At 65.9% G+C, this 25887-nt stretch carries 20 protein-coding genes; 3 read left to right on the top strand and 17 right to left on the bottom strand.

Annotated features, from left to right (window positions below; genetic code table 11):
* Window positions 1-15 precede the first annotated feature (15 nt).
* The 4 genes from hpnE to A3M7_RS48440 form a co-directional block, all read right to left on the bottom strand.
* Window positions 16-1272, bottom strand: a complete 1257-nt coding sequence (hpnE, locus tag A3M7_RS0111590) for a hydroxysqualene dehydroxylase HpnE (RefSeq protein WP_027544092.1) — start codon at window positions 1270-1272, stop codon at window positions 16-18.
* Window positions 1272-2111, bottom strand: a complete 840-nt coding sequence (gene hpnD, locus A3M7_RS0111585) for a presqualene diphosphate synthase HpnD (RefSeq protein ID WP_027544091.1) — start codon at window positions 2109-2111, stop codon at window positions 1272-1274. The genes hpnE and hpnD overlap by 1 nt, the downstream gene beginning before the upstream one ends.
* Window positions 2101-2985 carry a squalene synthase HpnC gene (gene hpnC / locus A3M7_RS0111580; protein ID WP_027544090.1) on the bottom strand — a complete coding sequence of 295 codons (885 nt, stop codon included), beginning with the start codon at window positions 2983-2985 and terminating at the stop codon, window positions 2101-2103. The genes hpnD and hpnC overlap by 11 nt, the downstream gene beginning before the upstream one ends.
* Before the next feature lie 191 nt (window positions 2986-3176).
* Window positions 3177-3410 carry a hypothetical protein gene (locus A3M7_RS48440; RefSeq protein ID WP_008144014.1) on the bottom strand — a complete coding sequence of 78 codons (234 nt, stop codon included), beginning with the start codon at window positions 3408-3410 and terminating at the stop codon, window positions 3177-3179.
* 459 nt (window positions 3411-3869) lie between these two features.
* On the opposite strand from A3M7_RS48440, the gene A3M7_RS0111570 reads away from it, so the two are divergent.
* The gene (locus A3M7_RS0111570; RefSeq protein ID WP_027544089.1) at window positions 3870-4367 is read left to right on the top strand and encodes a hypothetical protein; all 498 of its coding nucleotides are present in this window, start codon (window positions 3870-3872) and stop codon (window positions 4365-4367) included.
* Window positions 4368-4430: 63 nt separating this feature from the next.
* Complete coding sequence (locus tag A3M7_RS0111565; protein ID WP_027544088.1) at window positions 4431-5276, top strand: hypothetical protein; 846 nt, start codon at window positions 4431-4433, stop codon at window positions 5274-5276.
* A 28-nt stretch (window positions 5277-5304) separates the two neighbouring features.
* Here the strand turns inward: A3M7_RS0111565 and A3M7_RS0111560 are convergent, their stop codons facing one another.
* The 4 genes from A3M7_RS0111560 to A3M7_RS0111545 all read right to left on the bottom strand — a co-directional run bounded on the left by A3M7_RS0111560 (window position 5305) and on the right by A3M7_RS0111545 (window position 11790).
* Window positions 5305-7671 carry an RND family transporter gene (locus tag A3M7_RS0111560; RefSeq protein ID WP_027544087.1) on the bottom strand — a complete coding sequence of 789 codons (2367 nt, stop codon included), beginning with the start codon at window positions 7669-7671 and terminating at the stop codon, window positions 5305-5307.
* A 205-nt stretch (window positions 7672-7876) separates the two neighbouring features.
* Window positions 7877-8662, bottom strand: a complete 786-nt coding sequence (gene eutC, locus A3M7_RS0111555; RefSeq protein WP_027544086.1) for an ethanolamine ammonia-lyase subunit EutC — start codon at window positions 8660-8662, stop codon at window positions 7877-7879.
* A gap of 6 nt (window positions 8663-8668) precedes the next feature.
* Window positions 8669-10255: a B12-binding domain-containing radical SAM protein gene (locus A3M7_RS0111550; RefSeq protein ID WP_027544085.1), complete on the bottom strand. Its 1587-nt coding sequence runs from the start codon at window positions 10253-10255 to the stop codon at window positions 8669-8671.
* A 152-nt stretch (window positions 10256-10407) separates the two neighbouring features.
* Window positions 10408-11790 (bottom strand): ethanolamine ammonia-lyase subunit EutB, encoded by a 1383-nt coding sequence (locus tag A3M7_RS0111545; RefSeq protein WP_027544084.1) that lies wholly within the window; start codon window positions 11788-11790, stop codon window positions 10408-10410.
* A 314-nt stretch (window positions 11791-12104) separates the two neighbouring features.
* Between A3M7_RS0111545 and A3M7_RS0111540 the strand changes: the two genes are divergently transcribed.
* The gene (locus A3M7_RS0111540; RefSeq protein WP_027544083.1) at window positions 12105-13835 is read left to right on the top strand and encodes a methyl-accepting chemotaxis protein; all 1731 of its coding nucleotides are present in this window, start codon (window positions 12105-12107) and stop codon (window positions 13833-13835) included.
* A 399-nt stretch (window positions 13836-14234) separates the two neighbouring features.
* On the opposite strand, the gene A3M7_RS0111535 is transcribed toward A3M7_RS0111540, so the two are convergent.
* The 9 genes from A3M7_RS0111535 to A3M7_RS0111495 form a co-directional block, all read right to left on the bottom strand.
* Entirely contained in the window at window positions 14235-14924 is a 690-nt protein-coding gene (locus A3M7_RS0111535) for an NAD-dependent epimerase/dehydratase family protein (RefSeq protein WP_027544082.1), read from the bottom strand.
* Between the two features lie 153 nt (window positions 14925-15077).
* Window positions 15078-16292 carry an acyl-CoA dehydrogenase family protein gene (locus A3M7_RS0111530; RefSeq protein WP_027544081.1) on the bottom strand — a complete coding sequence of 405 codons (1215 nt, stop codon included), beginning with the start codon at window positions 16290-16292 and terminating at the stop codon, window positions 15078-15080.
* Between the two features lie 223 nt (window positions 16293-16515).
* Entirely contained in the window at window positions 16516-17727 is a 1212-nt protein-coding gene (locus A3M7_RS0111525) for an ABC transporter substrate-binding protein (protein WP_027544080.1), read from the bottom strand.
* Between the two features lie 119 nt (window positions 17728-17846).
* Window positions 17847-18422, bottom strand: coding sequence for an HdeD family acid-resistance protein (locus tag A3M7_RS0111520; protein ID WP_027544079.1), 576 nt, complete (start codon window positions 18420-18422; stop codon window positions 17847-17849).
* A gap of 309 nt (window positions 18423-18731) precedes the next feature.
* Window positions 18732-20255, bottom strand: a complete 1524-nt coding sequence (locus A3M7_RS0111515; RefSeq protein WP_027544078.1) for an FAD-dependent oxidoreductase — start codon at window positions 20253-20255, stop codon at window positions 18732-18734.
* Between the two features lie 78 nt (window positions 20256-20333).
* Window positions 20334-21230, bottom strand: coding sequence for an alpha/beta fold hydrolase (locus A3M7_RS0111510; protein ID WP_027544077.1), 897 nt, complete (start codon window positions 21228-21230; stop codon window positions 20334-20336).
* A gap of 111 nt (window positions 21231-21341) precedes the next feature.
* Window positions 21342-22169 (bottom strand): HD domain-containing protein, encoded by an 828-nt coding sequence (locus A3M7_RS0111505; RefSeq protein WP_027544076.1) that lies wholly within the window; start codon window positions 22167-22169, stop codon window positions 21342-21344.
* A 328-nt stretch (window positions 22170-22497) separates the two neighbouring features.
* On the bottom strand, window positions 22498-23376 hold the full coding sequence (locus A3M7_RS0111500) for a transglutaminase family protein (protein ID WP_027544075.1): 879 nt from the start codon (window positions 23374-23376) through the stop codon (window positions 22498-22500).
* Window positions 23373-25886, bottom strand: a complete 2514-nt coding sequence (locus A3M7_RS0111495; protein WP_027544074.1) for a circularly permuted type 2 ATP-grasp protein — start codon at window positions 25884-25886, stop codon at window positions 23373-23375. Before A3M7_RS0111495 ends, A3M7_RS0111500 begins: the two co-directional genes overlap by 4 nt.
* Window position 25887: the final 1 nt, after the last annotated feature.

Below are 25887 nucleotides of genomic sequence, written 5' to 3'. Positions count from 1 at the left end.
CGGGACAAATTCCCGTCAGCGCCGCTGCGCGGCCAGCACCAGATCGGCGGCGCGATCACCGGACCGGACCGATCCCTCGATGGTTGCAGGCAATCCCGTAGCAGTCCAGTCACCGGCGAGGAACAGGTTTTTCAGCGCGGTGACCGGCCCCGGACGCAGGGCATTCTGCGCCGGCGTGGCGGCAAAGGTGGCGCGGCGTTCTCGCACGATCTGCCAGGGAGGCAGCTCGCCGGAGACGCCGCCTGCCTCGCAGACGTCATTCCAGATCGCCTGCGCGAGTTCCTCGCGCGGCATGTCGACGAGACGGTCGCCATTGCTGATGGTCACCGAGAGCCGGTTCGGGAACGCGAACAGCCATTCCACGACGCCGCCGATCACGCCCAGGATCGGCGGCGAGCCCGGCGGCGGCTCAATTCGGAAATGCGCATTCACGATGGCGCGGAATTCGGTCGGCGTCTTCAGGCCCGGCAGCAGGCTCGAGGCGGAACGCGGCGGCACCGCCATCACGACGACATCGCCGTCGGCAAGCTTGATCACGTCCTCGCCGCCGAAATTCAGCGCGGCGGCCTTGCCGTCACTGGTCACGAACGAGCGCAGCTCATGGCCGAGTTGAACCGAGTGGCCACGCTCAGCCAAGAACTTCACGGCGGGCTCGATCAGCACGGCGCTGAGGCCGTCGCGCGCGATCAGCGGACGGCAGGCCTGTCCGCCGGCGAGCAGCGTCTCGCGCACGATCGCGCCGGCGAGCCCGGCCGAACCCTCGGGCGGATCGACGTTGAGGGCGGCGAGCAGCAGCGGCTGCACCAGGCGCTGATAGAGCACGCCTTCGGTAGGAATGGACTTGCCGACCAGCGTCGCCTCCGACGCCCAGATCAGCGGCGCCAGCTTGAGATAGTCGGTGAGGCCGGTGTCGGGAACGCGGCGGCTTTCGTCGAGCACCCAGGTCGGCAGCCGGCCGGCGCCGAGATCGATCTGCCAGCGCTGCCCGGTCTTGATATCGACGAAGGGAAACTGCGCGCTGTCAGGGCCGACCAGGCCCGCCTCGGATCCGATCGCGCGCGCATAGGCGCGCGCATGGCTGTTGCCCGACAGCAGCAGATGATTGCCGTTGTCGATGGTGAGGTTGGTGGCGCCGTCGAAATAGGAACGGCAGCGGCCGCCGGCCTGGTGCGTCGCCTCGTGCACGGCGACCTTGAAGCCGGCGTTGGCGAGCCGCACGGCGGCGGAGAGGCCGGAAATTCCAGCGCCGATGATGTGAGCTGTGTTTTGCATCAGATGAAAGCGTAACGGAGCAGGATCAGGATGCGTGTGACCTTCGACACACGCACCGGCTCGCGCGGCGCGTTGAAGCCGCGCGCGATCAGGAGGTCCAGAATGGAATGATAGTATTTCGACATGATCCTCGGCGCACGCACGGCGCGGCGCTTGTTGCGGTTCATGATCTCGTCCGACTTCTCGAAATGCACCTTCGCACGCTGCGTCAGCGGCAGGCAGACCTTCGGCAGCGCCCGCTCGGCGATGACGCGGTTCGGATCGTCGGAAGTGATGCCGGCATGCAGCAGCGCTTCGCGCGGCAGATAGAGCCGGCCGAGGCCCGCGTCCTCGTCGATGTCGCGCAGGATGTTGGTGAGCTGGAGCGCGCGGCCGAGATGATGGGCGAGCAGGATGCCGTCCTCTTCCGGCATGCCGAACACCCGCACCGACAGCCGTCCCACGGCGCTGGCAACCCGATCGCAATAGAGATCGAGCGTCGCCATGTCGGGCGCGCGGATGTCCTGCGGCACGTCCATCTCCATGCCGTCGACGATGGCCAGGAAATCCTCGCGCTTGAGCCCGAAGGTCTTCACCGAGGCGACGTAGTCCTTCAGCCGCGGCGGCGGATTGCCCTGATAGAGCGCGTCGATGTCGTTGCGCCACGCCTGAAGCGCGGCGAGCCGCTCCTCGCGCGGACCGTCGGAATCGGCGATGTCGTCGACCTGCCGGCAGAAGCTGTAGATCTGGAACATCGCTTCGCGCTGGTCATGCGGCAGGATGCGCATCGCGGCGTAGAACGAGCTGCCGGATGCGGTCGAGCCATAACTGGCGCCGGGCGAGGTCGCCTCAAGCGTCATGTGCAGTCCCCGGTCTGGAAATGGCCTTGCGTCCGATCGCGCGGCGGCCGACTTCGCCGATCATGCCGGCGAGGCTGAAGGTGAGGAGCTCGAACTTGTTGAGATGCACGCGCTCGCGCAGGGGATCGCGTACCTTGAGCAGGCGCACGATGCGATCGGCAAAGGCCTGGATCACCGAGACGTCGACGCCGAGGCGGAAATCCCGGATCTCCGCGCTCAGCGACCTGCCCTCGTCGAGCAGCGCCTCGTTGCGCACGGCAAGCGCCTGCAGGCAGGCCAGCATCGCCGGCGGCGACTGGGCAAGGCCGAGCTGCTCGACCGAGGCGCCGCTCGCGGCCAGCGCATCGCGCGGCAGGTAGACGCGGTTGAGCTCGCGAAAATCCTTGCCGCAATCCTGGAGGTGGTTGTTGATCTGGAGCGCCGCGCAAAGCGCGTCCGATGCGGCCCAGGTCGAGGTGCTCTCGCCATGGACGTCGAGCATGAAACGGCCGACCGGCATCGCCGAGTAGCGGCAATAGTGGATCACCTCGTCCCAGTTCTCGTAGCGCAGCTTGGTCACGTCCATGCGGAAGGCGATGAGCACGTCGAGCGCATGGCGCGGCGCCATGCCGCGCTCGGCCAGCGCGCGCCGCAGGCTGACAGCCTCGGCCTGGGTGTCGCCCTTGCCGAGCAGTTCCGCCTCGAGCAGGTCGAGATAGGCGAGCTTCTGGTCGGGTGGCAGCGTCGCGTGGTCGGCGATGTCGTCGGCGGTGCGGACGAAATTGTAATACGCCAGGATCAGCGCGCGATGACGCGGATGAATGATCCAGGACGCGACGGGAAAATTCTCGTCGCGGTCACCCTTGCCGGATCGCAATTCGCTCGCAGAGGTCATCGAGGGCTGGTTTACAATCGTTTGGACAGGAAGGGCTTTTCGCTCGCGCGGGCTCATGCCGGCGATGCCGCCGCGGCCCCCATATAGGGGAATACGGCCGCAAAACCAATCCTGTCTCGCGACGGCTGCCCTTCGCGGATCGGCCCCGAAAAAGCGGCCCCGGGGCCGCCCTTGTGGGCCAATGGCCGAGCTTACTGGTTGTGGTTCTTCAGGACCTGGTCGCAGGCCTGCGAGATCTTGGCCCGGTTCTCCTTCAGGCAGGCCAGGATGGTGAAATCGCCCTGGTCGATGACCGGACGGCAGAACTTCTGCACATCGCGCGTGCAGGCCTTCTGCTCGCTGTCCGTGCCGCGCCCTGCCTGGGCAAATGCCGCCGTGGAAAGGGATGCCGACAGCAGGGTGAGAGCGACGAGAAGCTTACGCATTGTATTCCTTCATTCTGACGGCAGAATCGCACCGATCCCGGACAGCACAGGGCGGACGACCGGAACGGATTGTTCTGATGGCTAGTCGCCGCGGAACATGCGGCCTCGGAGAAGGCACAAGCACTGGAAAATGCGGCCAAATTGGCGCCACACCTCCAAATCAGGTCTTCCCTGCACCTTCATTGGCAGATGTAAGAGGTTGATACTACGTCATAATTCAGGTAGCCCGCATTTTACTGCACGCCTGTTGCAGAGCTGCATCTCTCTGCCCCTCCGTTTCGGCCAGAAACACGTCGAAACACGGGAAATCGCGGCCGCCGGGCATGGCGCAGGGACTTCGTGAACCACCGTCCCTGGCGGCCAGGCTTTGAACCTGACACAGGCTCGGAACACTAAACCTTCGATGTGGCGAGACGTTCTGATCTTGAGCGGACGTCGTTCCAAAACGGGATATTTGTGATGAAATTCTTCGGGCGATCTGGACTGGCAATCAAGGCGGCCGGCATTGGGGCGGCGCTGCTCTTCTCGGTTTCGGCAAGCCACGCACAGTCGTCCGGACCGTTTGCCGGTTTCGACGGCGCGTGGACCGGAACCGGCACGGTGTCGCTGTCCGACGGCTCCACCGAGCGCATTCGCTGCAAGGCGGACTACAAGGTCGCCGGCAGCGGTCTCAACCTGAAGCAGGCGCTGCACTGCGCGTCCGACAGCTACAAGTTCGACCTCACCAGCGACGTGACGAGCCAGGGCGACCGCATCTCCGGCAACTGGAGCGAGGCCAGCCGCAACATCTTCGGCAATCTCCAGGGCACCGCCGGCGGCGGCCAGATCGAGGTGTTCGTCGAGGCCAACGGCTTCGCCGCCAACCTGTCGCTGCGCACCAACGGCACCAAGCAGACGGTGCAGATCAGCTCCAAGGGCGAGATCCGCGGCGTCAACATCACGATGACGAAGGGCTGACGCCCGTCCCGCGTCGAGAGGAACACGCCCCCGGTTCTCGCGAGCCGGGGGCTTTTTGCTGACATGGACCACATACGCAGAAACCTGCTCAAGGCCGCCGGACTGTTCGCAACCAGTCGCGCATGGGCCAATCATCAACCGTCAATCCAGCGAGGGGCGGGCATGCAGCCTTCGTCGGTCAAACCGCGTCACGCGCTCTGCTTCCTCGGCAAGGACGAAAGCCTGCTGCACCCGCCGGAGGCCGTGGCCAGGACGATCGCGGATTTCGGCTTCGAGATCGACCGCACCTATTCGCAGGCCCGACCCGATCCGCATATGGAGCGCTCTTTTGGCGTGTGCTGGGACCGCGTCTTCCCGAAAGCCTGGTCCGCCACCGACGACGCCGCCGTGGCCAACCATAAATCAGTGCTCTATGTACTGAGCCCGCCGATGGAGCAGCAGAAGACGGTCGCCTATTCGGCGGCGGCCTTGCGCATCGTCGAGGAGATGATCGAGACCGGTGCCACCGCCGTGAAGGGCGAAAGCGCGGGCGTTGCCCATGGCCTCGATCGGTGGCGGCAACTGGCCGGTCAGGCGCGCAAGGGCGCGAGCACCGGTCAGGGTCTTGCCGTGACTCTCGCTGTCGCCAAAACATGTCGTCTTGCTTTCGCCAAGCGCCCACTCGGCGGTGATCGCTACAACGAAACCGTCGGCTATCACCTCGTCGGCCTGCCGGAGATCTATGTCGCGAAATCGCGCGGCAACGAATGGGCCGCGGTCATGCTGATGGAGGAGCTCGCCAACGCGATGGCCGAGCGCGGTATCGAAGCGACGCTCCGCGACCGCAAGCTCACGCTGACGCGGGAGCAGGACTACGCCGAGGACGACTTCAAGTTCAATCCGTACGGCATCATTCGCGTCGAAGCGTGAGCGTGGCGTGCCGTTCGCCGCCCCACGCTCAGATCGCGCGCTTGTCCGCGCCCTGAAGCTTGGCGTGCAGGTTGATCAGCCACATCGCCGTCGGCCGCAGGATGAAGAGGTCTGCGACGAGGGCCATGACCATCGAGAAGGCGCTGAGCCAGCCGAACAGCCGCAGTGACGGCAGGTCGGAGAACACGGTGACGACGAGGCCGCAGGCCAGCACCACCGTGGTCAGGATCAGCGCCGGTCCGACCAGAACGGTCGCCCGCTCCACCGCGAGCGCCGAGCCGACGCCCGGCTTGCTCTCCAGCCTGAGGCGGTTGAGGAAGTGGATGGTGGCGCTCAGCCCCAGGCCGAACGAGACGGTGAGCGCGACGACGCTGGCGAATTGCAGCCCCTCGCCCATCGCCCACAGCACCGTTCCCGACATCACGACGGGGAAGATGCCCGGCAGGACGCAGGCGAACATCACCACCCAGGAGCGAAAGGCGAGGCCGATGAAGATCGCGACCAGCGCGAATTCCACCGTGAGCCCGCGATTCAGCTTCTCGATCATGCTGGCCGAGTTGCGCGCCGCGATGGCGGCAAGGCCCGTCACCGCGACCTCGTAGCCGGGATGTTTCTTGCGAACGGCGTCGAGCTCGGAATCGAGCTTGTCCACGATCGGCAGAAGCTGGCTGGAATCCTTATCCGGCACGCGGCCTGCGACCACGACCGCATCCTGCTCGGCGTCGATGAACCGCCGCACCAGATGCTCGGGAATCACGCTGACATATTCCTTCAAGGTCGCAACGTCGGCGCTGCCGGCCTTTTCCGTGAGCCAGCGGCGCAGGGTCTCGACCGACCAGACATTGCCGACACCGGCCGCCTTCTCCACGGTCGCATGCACGTCGGCGATCGTCTGCAGCGTCTCCGGCGAATAGAGCGATTCACCTTTAGGGAACTGGATCAGCACGTTGACCGGGTTGGCGCCGGTGAGCTTGGCATCGAGCCGGTCGCTGGCGGCAACCGCCTGGCGCTTGTCCGGCACCTGGTCGGCAAGCCGGTAGCGCGGCTCCAGATTGGCGTAAATGACGCCGAGGCCGCCGACGAACAGCACCGCGATCAGGCTGAACAGGCCGGGCCGGCCGACCATGCGCACCGCGATCCAGTAGCAGAAATTGCGCAGCGCCTGGACGCCGGCATCCGCGCTCTGGAACTTGACCGCAAAGACCTTCTCGTTGCGCACGAACAGCACGCCGAACACCGGCACCAGCGACAGCACCGCGACCAGCGCGATGATGGTGGCGGCGAGCCCTGCCTCGCCGAATTTGCGGATCAGGTCGGAGCTGGAGAACTGGAGCGCGATGAAGGAAATGCCGGCGGTGCCGTGCGTCAGCACGCAGGCCGGCCCCACCACCAGCACCGCGTTCTTGAACGCGGTGAACTTGTCCTGGCCCGCGATCAACCGGTCGCGCGCGGCGAAGGTCAGCTGCATCGAGTCCGAGAAGCTGATGACCATGATGAGCGGCGTCATCACGTTCAGGAACATGTTGAGATTGAAGTTGGCCCAGCCGAGCGCGCCGAGCGCCAGCAGGATCGCGATCATCGGCGGGAACGCGGCCGCGATCATGAACGAGATCTTGCGGAAGAAGATGATGGCGATGACGCAGCCGGCGAGAATGCCGAGGATGTTGTAGGTCAGCCCGTCGCGCTCGACCGCGTTGCGGATCTCGAGCTGCATCACCGGCACGCCGGAGAGCTGCACGTTGAGCCCGGTGTCGCCGAGATCCTCCTTCATCAGCGCGCGGATGTCGGCGACGGTCTTGGTCAGCTTGCTGGAGGCGACCACCTCCGGATCGAGCGACAGCACGACCAGGGCAAGCGTGCCGTCCTCCGACAACAGCTTGCCGCGGATGATCTCGTTGTTCTTGACGGTCTCGATGAACTTGTCATAGGCCGCGCCCTCGGGCAGCTCGGGCGGGAACAGCGCCGCCGGCAGCTTGCCCGGCGCCGGCGCCTGGCGCGCCGAGAACAGCGAGACCAGCCCGCGCGTGCCTTCGACCAGCTGCATGTCGGTGATGAAGTCGCGCAGCTTCTCGAGGTTTTTCCGGGCCAGCAGGTCCTTGCCTTCGACCACGACGAGGACGTCGAATTCCTCGGCCGGAAACTTCTTTGTCACCTCTTCATACTGGTGGAATTCGCGGGTGTCGGAGCGGAACAGCTGCGACAGCGAATCGTCGATCTTGATCCGGTGGATGCCGAAAACGGCGCCGACGATCAGGATGAGGAGGACGACGCAGGAGACGATCGGCGCGCGGACGGCGATCAGCCCGATGCGCTCCAGCCCGAAGGCGATGGAGGACGCTGGCCCCTGCTCGACCTTGTCGACATGAACCTCACTCTCGCTGTGCTTTTCGAGCATGCCTTATCCAGTTCCTAAATCGGCTCTAGCTGTGAGCTTATTGCGCTCCGCGAACGGCTTGAAAACGCCATACCAATGGGAGGCTTGCCCTTTGAAAATGCGCGGAAAATCGCCGCGAGGGGTTTAGCAGGTCCATAGCCTCCCTCGCAAGCAGGCGAAGTGTGGCCAAATCGATCAAGATGTGGCGATTTTGCCGGAATGCCCGTTATTCGGGCAAGGCCGTGCCAATTCGACGCGGTGCCCGGTCCGCGCTCTCGTCTTTCAGGGCTACGCCGGTGACCTCCCTTGCCAGCCCCTCGCGGACGAGCCAGGCGATCTTGAAGGCGGCCTCGTCATAGCTCAACCCAGCGTAGTGGATGTTCGACACGCAGTTCCGCTCGGCATCGGTGCGGCCCGGCTTCGGCGCGAAGGTCAGATAGGCACCGAGACTGTCGGGCGCGGACAGGCCGGGCCGCTCGCCGATCAGCGTCACGACCATGCGCGCGCCGAGAATGGCGCCGATCTCGTCGCCGAGCGCGACGCGCGCGCCTGATGCGACGACGACATGGCCGAGCGCGACACCATCGTCGGCTGCGAGCAGCGGCAGCAGGCGCGTCACCAGCGCCACCGCATGGGCGTGGACCGCCGCCGCCGACAGGCCGTCGCCGATTACGACCGCAAGCTGGCATGGCCTTGAGGCGATTCGCGCCAGAGCCTCGACCGAGCCGGCATCAAGCTGCCGTCCCAGATCCGGCCGCCGCAGATAGTCCCTGCGGTCGAGCGCCTGGCTCCTCGCCTCGGTGACGGCGAGTCCGAGCGCATCGAGATCTGCGACCAGAAGCGGCGCATCGAGGACCGCGTGCACGGCATCGCGGGCGCGGGCGTGGTCCAGTGTGAAATCGAGCAACGCCCGCGTCGGAACGCTCGCGCCGCTGCGGCCCAGCGCAACGCGCGCGGGCGTGAACGATCGCAGATCGAGGGTCGGACGGCGCGGGACGGCCGGATCAGACATGTTGCGTCATTCGGCGGGAACGGAAGCCTCGCGCAGCCGGATCGAATAGTTCGAGGCGTTCTGCTTGCCGCTGGAGGCCGCGCGCGCAAAGGTGATGAGATGGTGCGCGATCAGGGTGCAGCCGATCAGACCCTCGAGGTCGCCGAGCTTGATGCGACCCAGCGCGAACTTCCAGAACACGCGCTTGTAGTCGCCGAGCACGCCGACCTTCCAGAAGATATTGCGCAGCATGACGAGACCGCGCCGGATGTTGGGCCAGGTCTTCATCTCGTCCGGCGTCGGCATCTTGAGGCGGTGCACATAAACGTGGTCGCATTGATACTGGAAGCGCGCGTAGACCTTCTCGGGCTCGTAGGCGACGCCCATGGCGTGCTTCCAGGATGCGACGACGTCGTCATAGGGCAGCAGGAAGTCGACGTTGGAATCGCGGCCGTCGTCCTCGATCAGGCGCCCTTCCCGTTCCAGCCGGTCCCACAACGGCGTCTTCGGCAGCGCCTGGAGCAGGTTGATCGTGAGCAGCGGAATCCGGGACTCCTCGACAAAGGCGAGCAGCGCCTCAGAGGTGTTCGGTTTGTCGGTGTCGAGTCCCATGATGATGCCGGACACCACCTCCATGCCGTAGGAGTTGATCGTCTGCACGCCCTCGAGGATCGGGACCATCATGTTGTGGTCCTTGTGCATCGCCTTCAGCGCATCGGGATCGGGCGTCTCGATGCCGCAGAAGATGGTGATGAAATAAGCCTCGCGCATCTTCTCGAGGATCTCTGGCCGCTTGGCGATGTTGAGCGTCGCCTCGCAGGCGAGCCGCACCACATAGCCGGTCCGCTTCTGCCATTCGATCAGATGCGGCAGCAGGTCCATCGCCGCCTTGCGGTTGCCGATGAAATTGTCGTCGACGAAATAGACCGTGTCGGTCATGCCGCATTCGCGCAGGCGGTCGAGCTCCGCGATGATCTGCTCGGGCGACTTGAGGCGCGGATTGCGACCGTAGAGACCGGGGATATCGCAGAACTCGCACTGATAGGGGCAGCCGCTGGAATATTGGATGCTGCCGAGGAAGTATTTCTTCACGTCGGCGAGCTCATAGGCCGGGATCGGAAACTCCGTCATCGGCACGCGGTCCTTGGTGGTGAGCACCACCTGCTCCCCGGGGCGCGACGTGTCGCGCGCCAAAATCTCGATCAGCTGGTTGGTGGCGTCGCCCAGCTCGCCGACATGGAGATAGTCGAACGACGGGTAATAGTCCGGGCAGGCGCTGACGGAGGGACCGCCGAGCGCGACCGGGAGATCGAATTCATGGGCGCGGCGGCAGATGTCGTTCATCTGCTGGCGCTGGATGTGCATGCCGCTGACGAAGACCGCCTCGGCCCACGCGAACTCTTCCTTGGTCGCACGACGGAGATTCTCGTCGACGAATTTGACCTCCCAGTCCTCGGGCAGATAGGCCGCGAGCAGCAAAAGCCCCTGCGGGGGCATGAAGGCGCAGACGCCGTCGGTCAAAGGATAGGAATGCTCGAACGTCCCGAACGACGAGGTGTACCGGGGAAACACGCACAGGATCCGCCGGGCGGTACCGTTACTTTCAGCTCGCATCAAAGCTCCCCCGCCACGCTCGACATAGCTGCGGAAATTGCCAGCCAGGCACACACCGTAATGCTGCCGCCGGAATTTCTCAATATTGTGGCATGAGCTTAATTCCGAGAGGGACCAATGGTTTCCTCAAGCCCCCGGGTGCTCCCGCCACGTCACGCGATCAGCCGCGAGGCAAAATCGGGAAGCAGGCCTGCGTCGCCGGCAAGACGGAAATCGGCGCCCGCGATCCCCGACTGCACCAGCCAGTCGTCGAATTCCGGCGCGCGGCGCAGGCCGAAGACGTCGCGGACGTAGAGCGCGTCGTGAAAAGACGTCGACTGGTAGTTCAGCATCACGTCGTCGGCCCCGGGGACACCCATGATGAAGGTGACGCCGGCGGCCGCCAGCAGCGTCAGCAGGTTGTCCATGTCGTCCTGGTCCGCCTCGGCGTGGTTGGTATAACAGATGTCGATCCCGAGCGGCAGGCCGAGCAGCTTGCCGCAAAAGTGATCCTCCAGCCCCGCCCGGATGATTTCCTTGCCGTCGTAGAGATATTCCGGGCCGATGAAGCCGACCACGCTGTTAACCAGGAGCGGGGCATAGGCGCGCGCGACCGCATAGGCGCGCGCCTCGCAGGTCTGCTGGTCGACGCCGTGATGGGCATTGGCGGACAGCGCGGAGCCCTGGCCGGTCTCGAAATACATCACGTTCTGCCCAACCGTGCCGCGCCGCTGCGCCAGCCCGGCCTCCTGCGCTTCCCGGAGCAAGGCGAGGTCGATGCCGAAGCTGCGGTTGGCGGCCTCGGTGCCGGCGACCGACTGAAAGACGAGGTCGACCGGCACGCCCTGCCCAATCAGCGACAGCGTCGTCGTGACATGGGTCAGCACGCAGCCTTGCGTCGGGATCTTCAGCCGCGCGATGATCTCGTCGAGCAGCCGCAGCAATTGTGCGATGACGGCCGGATCGTCGCTCGCCGGATTGATGCCGATGCAGGCATCGCCGGCACCGAGCAGGATGCCGTCGAGGATCGAGGCGGTGATGCCCCTGGCGTCGTCGAACGGATGGTTGGGCTGGAGCCGCGTGCTCATCCGCCCCTTCAGCCCGATGGTGTTGCGGAAGGCGGTGGTGACCTCGCATTTCCGCGCCGCCAGGATCAGGTCCTGGTTGCGCATCAGTTTCGAGACCGCGGCCGCCATTTCCGGCGTGATGCCGGGGGCGAGCTTGCGCAGGATCTCGGGCGTCGCTGCGTCCGACAGCAGCCAGTCGCGGAAGGCGCCGACCGTGAGCGAGGCCACCGGCGCAAAGGCCCTTGCGTCATGGCTGTCGATGACAAGGCGGGTGACCTCGTCGGTCTCGTAGGGGATGAGGGCTTCCTGCAAGAACTGTCCGAGCGGGACATCCGCGAGCGCCATCCGCGCCGCGATCATCTGCTCGGCGCTGGCAGCGGCAATTCCGGCCAGCCGGTCGCCGGAGCGCGGCGGCGTCGCCTTGGCGAGCAGGTCGCGCAGATCCGGGAAGGCATAGGTCGTGGCGTCGATTGTATGGCGGTAGACCAAGGTCCCCTCCGGGGTTCGTCGGCCAACGGCCGACTCCAGACCGATCTCAAGGGCGGCCCGGCGTCAGGAATACGCGCCTGGCGGCCGGCGCGCACGCCGATGTTTCGGGCATGCCGAGCGATCCCCGGGCCGATCTGCCGGAAACCGACAAGGCCGCTCCAAATCACTGAGATATCTCACATTCCTTCAAGCCGGAGCAAGCGCTCCCGCGCCGGGCGTTAACGCCGCGTCCATCTTCGTTCCGCATAGTTTTGCATAGATTCTACACAACCGCGCTCACCGGCCGCTTCAGGCCATTCGGGCCCCTGAAAACCATGACCATCGACCGATCTGGGAATGCCGCCGGCCTCGCCGGCCGCTTCACGCTTGCGACCAAGCTCTATGCGATCTTCGCGCTGTTCGCGCTGCTCACGGCGGCGATCGCGATGCTGTCCGACTACAACAGCCGCCGCAGCGCCGACCTGACCAGCGCGATCGAGACGGCGAACGCGGCCGCGCTGAACGTCGAGCGCGTCAACTCGCTGGTCTACGCGGTGGTGATGGAATCGCGCGGCGTCTACATGTCGACGGAGCCTGCCGTCGTGAAGAAATACGGCGAGGGCTTGCTCAAGTTCAACGCGCAGATCCTCGACGTCGTGAAGCGCTGGGAAACCATCGTCAGGGACGACGATGCCGAGCAGTTCGCCACCTTCAGGAAGCGCATCGAGCAGTTCGTCGAGTTCCGCAAGGAGCTGGTCCGCCGCGGCATCGAGATCAATGCCGCCGCGGGCCGCGAATGGGGCGACAACGACGCCAACCGCGCCGTGCGCTCGGCGCTGAACAAGGATCTTGAGGCGCTGTCCAAGGTCTATGCCGAGCGCGCCAAGCAGATCGCACAGCAGACCGAGACCAACCGCGCCCTGTCCTTCCTCCTGACCTGCCTTGCCGGCGTGGCGCTGGCGCTCGTCGTGATCGGCATCGTCATCATCGCCCGCTCGATCGCCCGGCCGCTCGCCTCGATCACCGCCACCATCAAGCAGGTCGCCGATGGCGCCGAGAACGTCGTGGTGCCGTACGGCCACCGCGCCGACGAGATCGGCGGGCTGGCCCGCGCGATCCAGATCTTCCAGGACGCGATGGGGCGCAACCGCAAACTCGCCTCGCAGGTCTCGCAGGATTCCGCCGCGCGCGAGCAGCGCGCCCGCCATATCGAGCAATCCGTCGAGGAGTTTCGCGACGCGATCGGCGCGATCATGCGCGGCCTCAGCGACAACGCCTCGGTCATGCGCGAGACAGCGCAGACCATCACGCGCGTCACCGCGGATGCGAGCAACCGCGCCGGGATGGCGGCAAACGCCAGCGAGCAGGCCTCGCACAACGTCACGGCGGTCGCAGGCGCCGCCGAGGAGCTGTCGGCCTCCGTCGAAGAGATCGGCCGGCAGGTCCGGCAGAGCGCCGGCGCGGTCGAGCAGACCGGCCAGCGCACCGAGAAATCGATCTCCGAGATCGAGAGCCTTGCGGCTGCCACCCAGCGCATCGACGGCGTGCTCAACCTGATCCAGGCGATCGCCGAGCAGACCAACCTGCTCGCGCTCAACGCCACCATCGAGGCCGCGCGCGCCGGTGATGCCGGCCGCGGCTTTGCCGTCGTCGCGCATGAAGTGAAAGCGCTCGCAGGCCAGACCGCCAAGGCCACCGCCGAGATCGGCGAGAATGTCTCCATGATCCAGGCCTCCACCCGCAACGCGGTCGACGCCGTGCGCGAGATCGGCGGCGCGGTGCGCGAGATCAACGAGGTCACCTCGGCGATTGCCGGCGCCGTCGGCCAGCAGGACCAGGCCACGCGCGAGATCTCCTCCAACGCGCAATCGGCTGCCCAGGGCAACGAGACCCTGGTCGCCAACATCACCTCGCTGCGCGACGCCATCGGCGAGACCGACACGGCGGCATCCTCCGTGCTGACCGCCGCGAGCAGCCTGACGGCGACCGCGGAGACGCTGTCCCGCGAGGTGGAGAAGTTCTTCCAGAACCTGCGGTCGGACAGTCGCACCGCCAAGGCGGGATGACAGCGCGCCTGTCGACGCGAGGCCGGCGACGAGCACGCCCGACAACAAACGGAAAACAACCCCATGCACAGTAGCTGGGGATAGCGATATCAACGGCTTAGCCGCCGGCGCGAAGTCCTGCTGATTTTACGAAATGCATTTGACGCATCGGGCAAGACACTGGCATGATGTCATCATGGCGATGGCGCGCCGGACTGAACCCGCGCCTGAGCTGAACATCCTCACCAGACCAGGGTGACCGTTTCGGTCTGACGGGAAGGCATAAAATGGCAGCGGCGTTTGCAATCGCGGGGGTCATTGCGTTCATCTGATCTGTCTTCAAGTACCAAATCAGGGCGTGATGGGTTTCCCAAGAGCTCTACCATCCTTGTATTAGCGCGATCGCGTATATTGAGCCGTCTAACTTGGTGAACCATTCAAAGCGCGAGACCTCTGCCTCATCGCTTCGTTCTCGAGATAGATGGTCCCGTTCGGGGCCGAGCTGTTGATGAACTCGGCGACAAAGGCGCGCCCGATATCGTCCTGCTCGATCGTGCCAAAAGATCCCGGAATAAGACGCCCCAGCCAAGCTAAGTAGCCCGGGGTGTGAGCATTGCCTGCGATAATTCCCGGACGAAAAATCGCGAGGCGCTGGAAGCCTGTCTTTTGGACCGTCTCCTCCTTGAGGCCCATGACCCGCGCATAACGGATCCTGCTTTTCACAGTGCTTCCCGCGGCCGAGAGCAGAGAAAATCGTGTGATGCCGCCGGCGTGACAACCGCGCGCAAAACCACCGACGACGCCAATTTCGAGGGCCGTCAGCTCCGCCTCGCTCCACTTCATACTGCCCTTGCCGACGCCGATACAGGATGCCCCGTAGACGGGATCGCCTTGCGCGACCATGCCCTGCGCAACCTTGGTCACCTCTGCCGGGAACTGGGCATCTGCCGTATCCAGGATCACCTGTCGCACGCGGGCATCGGCGTTCGGAGAAGCCGCCCTGCGATTGACCATCACCACTTCGGCGCACGACGGCTCTGCCGCCAGTGCACGCACCACCGCATCCCCAACCTGTCCCGTGCCACCGATGATCAAGACGCGAAATGCCATTTTGAGCCTTTATCGAGGACGCTATAGCGTTGTATCTACCCCGCTGCTTTCCTTTCGTAGCGGCTTATTCCGCTTGCGCAAGGCCCTGGCTTTGCCTGCGCCTTTTCATTTTGCGTTGATGTTGGCGTCGGGTCCTGGCGGAGCGCAACACCCCTACCCCATCGCCCCGCCGCGCTTGATCAGCTCCTTGCCCACCGCCGCCAGGTGCACCTGGTCTGGCCCGTCGCCGATGCGGATGAAGCGGGCGTAGACATAAGCTCGCGCCAAAAAAGTGTCCTGCGAGACGCCGGCGGCGCCGTGGATCTGGATGGCGCGGTCGATGACGCGGGCGGCCATGCTGGGCACCACGATCTTGGCCGCGGCGATCAGGTCGCGCGCGGCCTTGTTGCCTTCGCGGTCCATCCTGTCGGCGGCTTGCAGCGTCAAGAGCCGCGCCTGCGCGATCTCGCAGAAGGAGTTTGCGATGTCCTCGCGCACCGAGCCCTGCTCGGCGAGCGGCTTGCCGAAGGCTGTGCGCGACACCGCGCGCTGGCACATCAATTCCAGCGCACGCTGGGCGCAGCCGATCAGCCGCATGCAATGGTGGATGCGGCCGGGACCGAGCCGGCCTTGCGCGATCTCGAAGCCGCGGCCCTCGCCGAGCAGGATGTTCTCGGCTGGCACGCGGACGTTCTCGTAGACGATCTCGGGGTGGCCGACCGGCGCGTCGTCATAGCCGTAGGTCAGCATGTCGCGAACGATGCGCACGCCGGGCGTCGCCTTCGGCACCAGGATCATGGATTGCTGGCGATGTCGATCGGGATGGTCGGGCGCGGTCTTGCCCATCACGATCAGGATCTCGCAATCCTCGTTCATTGCGCCTGACGTGAACCATTTGCGGCCGTTGATGACGTAGCTGTCGCCGTCGCGTTTGATCTCGCATTGGATGTTGGTGGCATCGCTGGAGGCGACCTGCGGCTCCGTCATCGAGAAGCCGGAGCGGATGCGGCCCTCCAGCAGCGGCTTCAGCCAGCGCTCCTGCTGCGCCGGGGTGCCGTAGTTCGCCAGCACCTCCATGTTGCCGACATCGGGCGCCGAGCAGTTGAAGATTTCGGGCGCCCAGAGGATGCGGCCCATGATCTCCTTCACGGGGGCGTATTCGAGGTTGGTGAGGCCCGGTCCGTGCCCACCTGACAGAAACAGGTTCCAGAGCCCCTGCTCGCGCGCCAACGGCTTCAGGTCCTGGAGAACCTGCGGCGTCCGGTAGCGCGTGGCTTCCGGCTTGACCTGCTCGTAATAGAGCTCCTCGACCGGCTCGACATGTGTCCGCATGAACTGGCGGACACGCTCCTGGAGCTCCAGCGAACGGGCGGAGTGTTGAAAGTCCATTGGTGGTCTCCTGTTCGCTGAGCGTGATCGGCCCTGGCCTTCCGCGATAGGTGGAGCGCACGCCCTTCGAGACGACCGCTGTGCGGTCTCCTCGGGGTGAGGCTAAGCGGCATTCGCGCCTGTCGAACCTGCTGCCGCGCACTCCGCCCTCATCCTGAGGAGCCCGCGAAAGCGGGCGTCTCGAAGGATGCGCCGTCATCAACCGCGATAGCCACCCACTGCCTCACGTCCCGCGCAGCAGCTCGCTCGCAACCACCCAGTCGTTGCCGTCGAACTGGAGCATATAGCCGTCCTTGATGGGGCGGAAATCCTGCGGCGTGGTGTTGAGCGTGATGCCGGGCATCAGGAGCGACAGCGGCACGTTCTTCAAGTTGGCCGCCTGCGCCATGATGTTCTCGCGCGTCAGATTGTCCTTGCACTGCTTCAGCAGGACCACCAGGGCCTCGGCGACGGTGTAGCCGTAGAGACCCGCGACATTGTTGATGTCGGCGTTGGGCAGGCGCTTCTTCATGAAGTCGATATAGGCCGTCATCGCCGGATCGTCCTTCGGCTGCTCGACGAACGGCTTGAGCGAGCCGAGCGACAGCACGCCCTTGCCGGCATCGAGGCCGGCCGGCACCATCACGGTGGCCTTGTTGGCGCAACCGCTGGCGATGAAGCGCTGCGGTTGCCAGCCGACCTCGTGCGCCTTCCGGACCGCCTGCGCGCAGGCGCGCGGCGTCACCGAATAGATCAGGAAGACATCGGCCTTGGTGTTGGCGAGCGTCAGCACCTGGGAATCGACGGTCGGATCGGCAACCTCGAAGCTCGAGGCCATCGCGATCGCCTTGTCGGCGTCGGCGCCGAGCGCTTCCTTGACGCCGCGCAGATATTCCTTGCCGGCGTCGTCGTTCTGATAGAGCACGGCGAACCGCGCATTCGGGTTCTTGGCGCGGGCATAGGCGACGTCGATCGCGGCCTCGCTGGTGTAGTTCGGCGCCCAGGGCAGCGCCATCGACCACGGCATGTTGACGGGATCGTTCCACTTCGAGGCCGAGCTGATCAGAAAGAGCTGCGGCACCTTGTTGCTGTTGAGATATTTCGCGATCGCCGAGCTCGGCGCCGTGCCCATGGTGGCGAAGATGAAGGCGACGCCGTCGCTCTCGACCAGCCGCCGCGCCGCCTCCATGGTCTTGGGCGGCGAGAACGCATCGTCCAGCGAGATCAGATTGAGCTTGCGGCCGTTGACGCCGCCCTTGTCGTTGACCTCGTCGAAATAGGCCGCGATGACCTTGCCGGTGATGCTGAGCGGCGACGCAGGGCCGCTATAGGGCATCGTGTTGCCGATCTTGATCTCGGTGTCGCTGACACCGGGGCCGTAGGACTTTTGTGCGGAGACGGGCGTGGACAGGCAGGCGGCAGCCAATGCTGCGGCCAGGGCCAAAGCGGCTTTCATGGTTTCTCCCGGATGATTATCGCCGCGTGGCGCCATCAGGCGAACGCGCGGCGCGCTGCTTTTTATCAGCGCGTCAGATCACCGGAGTTCCGCAACACGGTCTTGCGTCGAGTTGCTGGTTAGTGGCGCCGCCGCAGGCTGAAGCCCAGGCTGACCCAGCCGGCACCTGCCATGATCAGGTCGATGCCGAGAAACAGGCCCAGGATATAGACGCTGTTCACCGGCCAGCGCGCCAGGATCAACAATCCGAGCAGCAGCGTAATCACGGCCGAGAGCGCGACCCAGACCCACGGGCTCTCGCGCTTCATGCTGAAGGCGAGAAACAGCCTGACGGCGCCCGAGGCGAGCAGCGAGGCGCCGAGGAACAGGGTCAACAACGCTGCAGCAAACAGCGGATTCTCGAAGGTCAGGAAGCCTGCGACGACGTAGAGCACGCCAAGCAGAGCCCAGATCAGGAACTTGCCCCAGCTCTTCATCTGGAACGCGCCGATGATTTCGGTGACCCCGGCGACGATCATCATCGCGCCGACCACGATCACGCTCGCCACCGTCGCCATCACCATGCTGCCGAGCGCGACGAAGCCGGCGATGAGATAGACGACACCGAGCGCGACGATCCATCCCCATTTGGCATGCAGCGCGGCGATGCCCGAGCCGAGGCTGGGATGGTGAGACGTATCCGAAGCACTTGTCATGGCGGTCACTCCTGCATGCGAAGCCCGCGGGCACACGCCAGAATAGCACGCACCGCACCCGGACGACAGCCAGCAAAGCAGCCCTCACCGGCAGCAACATTGACGCAAATCAAGATCGAATGTGACGCTTCAGTCCGGAATGCTGAAATAGAACGCCGCGCCCTTGCCCACCTCGACACTGGCCCAGATGCGTCCGCCGTGGCGTACGTGCGAAAAATGCGAGGGCCGCCCGGTCGTCCCGGCTCCTCGCCTGCGACAATCCGGCGGGTGAATTGGCTCGCCGGGGTACGGCCAAGCGACGGCAGGGGCTCACGCGCCCCGCCGCTCCATGTCGAGCTCGGCTTTGAGACTGTCGAGATCGCGGTAAATCGAGGCGACCGCAAGCACGCGTCCGCGACTGCGGTACTTCAGCAGACAGTCCTTGCCTGCAATGCTGCCGTCGATCGCGATGTCGTCAAAACTCTCGGCGTGGCCGACATAGTTGATCGGCACATCGTAATGCTGGCTCCAGAAGAACGGCACGGCATCGAAGCGTTCGCGCCGGCCCAGCATGTTGCGCGCCGCGGTCTGGCCCTGCCGCTCCGCCACCACCCAGTGCTCGACGCGGATGGTTTGCCGCGAATGCGGATCGGGCCAGCGCGCGATGTCGCCAGCCGCAAAGATGCCGGCGATGCTGGTTTCGAGATATTCGCTCACGCTGACACCGCGATCCGCCGCAAGCCCCGCCTTCTCGGCCAGCGCAAGGCGCGGCTTGACGCCGATGCCGACCACGACGAGGTCGGCCTCGATGACGCCGCCGCTCTTCAGCGTCGCGCGCGTACCGTCGAGCCTCTCCACAGTGTCCCCGAGGTGGAACTTGACGCCATTCTCTTCATGGAGTGCGCGAACGAAATCGCCCATCTCCGGTCCGAGCACGCGCTGCATCGGCCGCTCCTCTGGAGCGACCACATGGACCTCCAGCTTGCGTGCCCGCAACGAGGCCGCGACTTCGAGGCCAATGAAGCTGGCGCCGATCACCAGCACGCGCCTCGCGCTGCCCGTGGCCTTGATGATGGCGCGGCTGTCGGCGACAGACCGCAAGGTGTGGACATGGGGTTGGTCGGCGCCCGGAATCTGCAATTTGACCGGCTCGGCGCCGGTCGCGAGCAGCAGCCGGTCGAACGGCAGTCTGTCGCCATTGCCCAGCGTGACGCTACGCGTCTTCGCATCGATCGCGGAGACATTCGTGTTCAGCCTGAGATCGATGCCGGCGTCCTGATAGTAGTCCTCGCCCCGCAGCGGCAGCCAATCCTCCGGTGCGTTGCCGGCGAGATAGTCCTTGGAGAGGTTCGGCCGGTCGACCGGCATGGCGCCGTCATTGCTGAGCATGGTGATGGCGCCGGCAAAGCCCTCGCGCCGGAGCATCTCGGCCGCCGCAAAGCCGGCCGCGCCGCCGCCGACGATGACGAATTTCTCGGGCGCCGGCGCGCTGCGGTGCGTCGCCGGCGGCTTCGGTGCCTCACGCTTGCGCTGAACGATGATGCTCTCCTGGTCCCGCGTCACCTCCCATACCGCCAACGCGTTGAGGGCGGGCGGGCGCGTCGCCTCGCCTGATCGCAAGGAGAAGCAGGCGTGATGCCAAGGACAGCGGATGGTGTCGTCCACCACCAGGCCTTCGGCGAGCGGGCCGTGATAATGGCTGCAGGCGGGCTCGATCGCAAAGACCTCGCCGCCCGCCTGGACCAGTAGCACATCTTCCTCGCCGACATGGCCGAGCAGCTTGCCGTCCTTGAACGCGGTGAGCGCCACGCCTTTGGTCAGATCCGGTCCGCTCGGCTTGCTTTCCTCGCTCATGGTCATCTCCCTCGCAGCTCAACGCGCAGCTCGGGATTGGACGGCGGGACCGGCGAAAAGTTCCTGCGATCGCGAAATTCAGGACCCGGCAGCAGCCTTGCGAACATCGGCTACGGCCTGCGCCCATTCGGCCGGCCGCTCCTGCGGCAGGTTATGACCGGCGCCCGCGAACACGCGCCGCTCGAAAAAGCCCTCGAACTTGCGCGCGTGATGGGCGGTGCCGGGATCGACGCCGTCGCTGTCGCCGTCGATTGCGATCGTCGGGACGCGGATCGGCGGTTGTGCCGCAAGCCTTTCCTCGATCCCGGCATAGGCGGGATCGCCCGCGACCAGCGCGTAGCGGTGGCGGTAGGAGTGAATCACCACATCGACGAAGTCAGGATTGTCGAACGAGATCGCGCTCCGCTCGAATGTCGCATCGTCAAAGGCCCATGTCGGCGACCACATCGACCAGAGCTGGCGGGCGAAGCCGCGCCGGTTGCGCTCCAGCGCGCGGCGGCCGCGCTCGTTGTGGAAGAGATATTGATACCAGAGCGCCGCCTCATGCGCCGGGGCGCCCGGCTCCATGGAGCGGGCGATGTCCTGGATGTTGTAGGAATTGCCGGAGACGAGCCCGACAACGCGCGCTGGGTACAGCGCCGCAACCACGCAGGCCGCGCGGCCGCCCCAGTCATAGCCGCCGACGACCGCACGTTCGATGCGAAGCGCGTCCATGAAGGCGAGCAGGTCGGCGCCCAGCGCCGCCTGCTCGCCGGAGCGCAGCGTTTCGGGGAAACGAAACCGCGTCGGCCCGTAGCCGCGCAGCCAGGGCACCAGCACCCGTGCGCCGGCCTGCGCGATGATCGGCGCAGTCTCGGCATAGGCGTTCACGTCGTAGGGGAAGCCGTGGCCCATGATGCAGGGCCAGCCATCAGGCGTGCCGTATTCGAGATAGGCGATGTCGAGGACATCCGTGGTGATGTTTTTTTGTTGCATGATTTTCTCACGGATTTGCGAGGTCGTAGCCCGGATGAGCGAAGCGACATCCGGGGTTTGGCGAAACCGGACCCGGATATCGCTTCGCTCATCCGGGCTACGAGGGCCGACCTACTTCTGCGGGCCCGACAGCGATATCTCGCGCTCGGCGCGGAACACGTTGCTGTAGAGGTTGGCTATCCACTGCCGGCCGATCTCGGTCTTGTTGAGGTAGCCGATCTCGGTCTGAATATGCGGTGCGACGCTGTTCCAGTAGAATTGTGGATAGCGGTTCACGATGTCGGCGGGCGAATCGTAGCCGAGCTGGCGGTTGATGCCGACCTCCTCGAATTCGTAATAGAGCGCATTGGCCTTGCGCAGATAGTTGGGATCGCCGAGCTGGCCGATGAAGTCGGCGGCGCGCAGGATCGAGGCCTCGTCGTCATACTCCTGCCCTTCGCGGGCCGGGAAGCGTGTTCCCTCGATGGCGCGGGCGACGCGCTCGCTGTCGATGCCGCGGATCGGCGGCAGCCGCCGCCGCACGAAAAGTTTCGAACGATCAACGTGATACATCATCAAACTGGCATCCGAGGCGCCGCGCGGCAGCGACACCTTGGTCCCGGCCTCGTCGATGATGAAACCGTCTTCGTCATCCTCCGGAAACAGGCCGCGAACATAGCCGATGTCGTGCGCAAGACAGGCGATCAGGATATGGAGGTAGTCCTCCGCCGCAAGATGCGCATGGAGATTGCGTCCCGTGAGGATGGCCTGGGCGGCCAGCGTCACCAGCATCGTGTGCTCGATGTTGTGGTAGAGCGCGTCGCTGTTGCCGATGCATTCCATCGCGGTGCGCGTCGAGCCCTCCAGCACCCTGGCAGAGGGCTCGTCGTACCGGCGACGCATGAATGTCCCCAGCAACTTCTCCAGGGATTCGGCCGCCAGTCTCGGCAACGTCATCATGGATGCAGCCCCGCTTGTCGGTGGTGTCCCACGTCAACTCCCGACGTCTCATTCCTGTCCTCGACGCAACGGCCAGCATAGCCCATCTTGGGCCGGGTGACCAAATCCGGGACCAAAAATACGGAAATTTGCTGCAGTTGCGCGCTGCGACATCGCGGCTGCTGTCGCGGCGCGATGCATCCAGGGCGGGCCATGCAGGACTGCGGCCGCCGGACACACATCAAAATTCGCTTTATCGGACGTCGGCTAGAGGGCACCGGAATGGACCGCCGGCTGACGCATGCGCCTGCATCGTCCTGGACGATGCCGGGACGGCGGAGGCCCGCGATCATTCCACCAGCAGCACATCGACGGCGACGCCGAGCTTCTGCTTCGGCGAACCGACGATGATACCATCGACCGGCGAGACGTCGGAGAAGTCGCGCGCGACCGCGAGCACGATATGGTCATTGGCGACCAGAAGATCGTTGGTCGGATCGAAATCGACCCAGCCGAGCTCCGCCCCGCACCACAGCGATACCCAGGCGTGGGTGGCGTCGGCGCCTTGCAGCCGCGGCTGGCCCGGCGGCGGAATGGTGCGCAAATAGCCGCTGACATAAGCCGCCGGAAGACCGAGCCCGCGCAGTCCTGCGATCATCACATGGGCAAAGTCCTGGCAGACGCCATGCCGCTTGTCGAAGACCTCGTTGAGCGGCGTCGAAATCACCGTCGCCTTGGGATCGTAGCGAAACTCGGTGCGGATGCGGTGCATGAGATCGACCGCGCCGGCGAGGATGCCCGCGCCGGGCGCAAAGCTCAAAGCCGCATAGGCGCTGACCGGACGCAGCACCGGCACCAGCGGGCTCGCAAAGACGTAGCCGACCGGCGAGGACGGCCCGAGGCTGGTCGCCTCGAACGCGATGTCGCGAATGCTCTCCCAGGCCGGGCTGCCAGCATCGCGTGCCGGCGGCTGGCGCGAGACCGAGACGCGCGAGCGCGAGTCGATGCGCAAGTTGCGATGCGCGGCCTCGATCACGACGCTCTCGGTCAGCGTGCCGAAGAAATCGCGGCGAACATTGCGCTCGGAGGGGCGCGGACGAATCTCGACATGGTGCGAGATCAGCTCCTGCCCGACGCCGCCCCTCGGCTCCAGCCGCAGCGTGCAGCGGGCGAAGCTGACCGGACTCTCGTACTCGTACGTGGTGACGTGACGGATGTCGTAGATCACGCCAGCCCCGTCAGCTTTTCCGGCCGGCTGGCGTTCGGGCCATGCGGGAAGTAATGCAGCCCGATCGCCTCGGCGAGGCTGAGCAAATCCTGCTCCAGCGAGAACAGCGTCTTGACCTCGAGCTTCTCGGCCTCGGCCGTCGCCAGCATCGCCTGCACCGCGACCGCGAGCCGTTGCGGCTGCTCGATCAGGCCGTGCTCCTTCAGGCTCGGCAGCGCCGCGATGTGCTCGTTCAGCATCGCCACCTGGAACGCCACCGAACGCGGGTTGTAGCTGTCGAGCACCGCGAGGTCGCGCACCGGTGCCAGGATCGGCGCCAGCAGATAGCGCGAGCGATAGGTGATCTGGGAATCCACCAGCGTCAGCAGGATGTCGAGATCCTCGTCGCCGGCCTCGTCATAGGCGAACTGGCGGGCGAAGCGCGCCGTGTTGATGGCGCGCTCGGTGCGGCGGCCGATGTCGAGGAAGCGCCAGCCGGCGGCGCGGTTCATGTTCTCCTGCGCAAGGCCGGCAAAGCTCGCCAGCTCCTGCAAGGTCAGCTCGGCCGCGCTCAGCACGCTGTCGTCGTCCTCGACCTCGTAGGCGAGGCGCTCGGCCATCTCGGTGATGACCTGCCATGCATCGGGCGACAGCCGCTCGCGCAGGGAGGTCGCGGTGCGCTGCGCCGCGCGCACCAGCGACAAGGCCGAGCCGAAACGCTCCGCGCTCTGCAACGCCTCGGCGGCGATGCGCCCCGGCGCCGCGCGCGAGGTCTGCGAGATCGCGCCCCAGGCCACCAGCAGGCGCTGGATCCGTTCGGCCGATTGCAGCGAGGCCGCGGTGCCCTTGTTGGGCCCGCTGGGCGAGCCCAGCGCGCGCACCAGCCGCAGCGTCGCCTCGGCGCGTTCGAGATAGCGGCCGAGCCAGAACAGATTGTCGGCGGCACGGCTCGGCAGCACGCCGGCGATGCGGCGGATCCGCACCTTGTCGGTCGCGGGCAGCAGCGTCGCGGTCGAGACCTGCTTGCCCGAGACGACCCAGACGTCGGCGGCGCGCGCGCCGTCGCCCATCGACACCGCGCGCGCATCGGCCTGTTCGGCGATGCGGCAGAAGCCGCCGGGCATGATGGCCCAGCCGTCGGGCGTGGCGGCGGCGAACACGCGCAGCACGAACGGGCGCGGCGTGATCTGGCCCTGCTCCCACACCGGCATGGTCGAGAGCCGCACCACCTCCTGGCCGACATAGTCCATGCCGCGTGTGCCGATGGCGTCGATCAGGCGCTGGCGCCCGCCGGCGTCGAGCTCGCTCGCGAGCACCGGACCGTTGCTGTCGAAACCGGGAACGCCGCGCCGGTAGGCGCCCTCGATCGCGACCTCGTCGAGCCGCGACAACACCTCGTCGCGCGCGATGCGCTGGCCGCACCACCAGGTCGCGATGTGCGGCATCTTCAGCTCTTCGCCGAGCAGGCGGCGGCTGAGCGCCGGCAGGAAGCCGAGCATCGCCCTCGCCTCCAGCACACCGGAGCCAGGCATGTTGGCGACGACGACGCCGTCCTTGCGCAGCACGTCGATGAGGCCGGGCACCCCCAGCCGCGAAGAGGCATCGAGCTCGAGCGGATCGAGCGAGTTGGAATCGACGCGGCGGAGCAGCACGTCGAGCCGCTTGAGGCCCGCGACGGTACGGATGTGGACGCGGTTGTCGCTGACGGCGAGATCGTCGCCCTCGACCAGGAGGAAGCCGAGATAGCGCGCCAGCGTCGCGTGCTCGAAATAGGTCTCGCTGAAGCTGCCGGGGGTGAGCACGCCGATCCGCGGCTCGTCGCGATCGGCGCGCGCGCGCAGGCTGTCGCGAAACGCCTCGAAGAACGGCGCGACCCGCGGCACGTTCATCGACTTGTAGAGATCGGAGAAGGCGCGCGAGAGCACCAGGCGGTTCTCCAGCGCGTAGCCCGCGCCCGATGGCGCCTGCGTGCGGTCACCGAGCACCCACCAGCGGCCGTCGGGCCCGCGGCCGACGTCGGCGGCATAGAGCGAGAGGTAGCGTCCGCCCGGCGGCGGCACGCCGCAGACGGGACGGAGATATTCGGGACTGCCGGCGATCGCGGCCGCCGGCAGCGCGCCTTCCGCGACCAGCCGGCCCTCGCCATAGATGTCGCGCAGCACGAGTTCGAGCAGCTCGGCGCGCTGGGTGATGCCGTCGCAGAGCTGCTTCCAGTCGGCCTCGTCGATCAGCAGCGGCAGATGGCTGAGCGACCACGGCCGGTCGGCACTGTCGCCGGGGGCGCGGTAGGTGACGCCGGCCTCGCGGAGGTGACGGTCGGCCATGCCGAACCGCCGCTCGATCTCGTCGGGCGCAAGCGCCCCGAAGGCATCGAAGAAGCGGCTCCAGACCGCGCGCGGGGCGCCATCGGGCCCCAGGAACTCGTCGGGAATGCCAGGCAGGCGGCTATAGTCGCGGACCCATTGCGCGAGCCGGCGCTGGCTTTGCGCCCTACCCGCCTTGTCGTCCCCTTCGGCTGCGCCCTCGCCCATG

It is taken from the genome of Bradyrhizobium sp. WSM2254, assembly GCF_000472645.1.
Taxonomy (GTDB): Bacteria; Pseudomonadota; Alphaproteobacteria; order Rhizobiales; family Xanthobacteraceae; genus Bradyrhizobium; species Bradyrhizobium niftali.
The sequence above is the reverse complement of the archived record's forward strand: the minus strand, read 5'-3'. Positions and strand labels throughout refer to the sequence as shown.

Excerpts from the sequence above, each read along its gene's own strand:
- A3M7_RS0111540 (WP_027544083.1), top strand. The coding sequence starts at position 12,105 with ATGACCATCGACCGATCTGGGAATGCCGCCGGCCTCGCCGGCCGCTTC.
- A3M7_RS0111530 (WP_027544081.1), bottom strand. The coding sequence starts at position 16,292 with ATGGACTTTCAACACTCCGCCCGTTCGCTGGAGCTCCAGGAGCGTGTC.
- A3M7_RS0111495 (WP_027544074.1), bottom strand. The coding sequence starts at position 25,886 with ATGGGCGAGGGCGCAGCCGAAGGGGACGACAAGGCGGGTAGGGCGCAA.
- hpnE (WP_027544092.1), bottom strand. The coding sequence starts at position 1,272 with ATGCAAAACACAGCTCACATCATCGGCGCTGGAATTTCCGGCCTCTCC.
- A3M7_RS0111510 (WP_027544077.1), bottom strand. The coding sequence starts at position 21,230 with ATGCAACAAAAAAACATCACCACGGATGTCCTCGACATCGCCTATCTC.
- A3M7_RS0111505 (WP_027544076.1), bottom strand. The coding sequence starts at position 22,169 with ATGATGACGTTGCCGAGACTGGCGGCCGAATCCCTGGAGAAGTTGCTG.
- A3M7_RS0111520 (WP_027544079.1), bottom strand. The coding sequence starts at position 18,422 with ATGACAAGTGCTTCGGATACGTCTCACCATCCCAGCCTCGGCTCGGGC.
- hpnD (WP_027544091.1), bottom strand. The coding sequence starts at position 2,111 with ATGACGCTTGAGGCGACCTCGCCCGGCGCCAGTTATGGCTCGACCGCA.
- A3M7_RS0111565 (WP_027544088.1), top strand. The coding sequence starts at position 4,431 with ATGGACCACATACGCAGAAACCTGCTCAAGGCCGCCGGACTGTTCGCA.
- eutC (WP_027544086.1), bottom strand. The coding sequence starts at position 8,662 with ATGTCTGATCCGGCCGTCCCGCGCCGTCCGACCCTCGATCTGCGATCG.
- A3M7_RS0111550 (WP_027544085.1), bottom strand. The coding sequence starts at position 10,255 with ATGCGAGCTGAAAGTAACGGTACCGCCCGGCGGATCCTGTGCGTGTTT.
- A3M7_RS0111525 (WP_027544080.1), bottom strand. The coding sequence starts at position 17,727 with ATGAAAGCCGCTTTGGCCCTGGCCGCAGCATTGGCTGCCGCCTGCCTG.
- A3M7_RS0111570 (WP_027544089.1), top strand. The coding sequence starts at position 3,870 with ATGAAATTCTTCGGGCGATCTGGACTGGCAATCAAGGCGGCCGGCATT.
- A3M7_RS48440 (WP_008144014.1), bottom strand. The coding sequence starts at position 3,410 with ATGCGTAAGCTTCTCGTCGCTCTCACCCTGCTGTCGGCATCCCTTTCC.
- A3M7_RS0111515 (WP_027544078.1), bottom strand. The coding sequence starts at position 20,255 with ATGAGCGAGGAAAGCAAGCCGAGCGGACCGGATCTGACCAAAGGCGTG.
- hpnC (WP_027544090.1), bottom strand. The coding sequence starts at position 2,985 with ATGACCTCTGCGAGCGAATTGCGATCCGGCAAGGGTGACCGCGACGAG.
- A3M7_RS0111560 (WP_027544087.1), bottom strand. The coding sequence starts at position 7,671 with ATGCTCGAAAAGCACAGCGAGAGTGAGGTTCATGTCGACAAGGTCGAG.
- A3M7_RS0111535 (WP_027544082.1), bottom strand. The coding sequence starts at position 14,924 with ATGGCATTTCGCGTCTTGATCATCGGTGGCACGGGACAGGTTGGGGAT.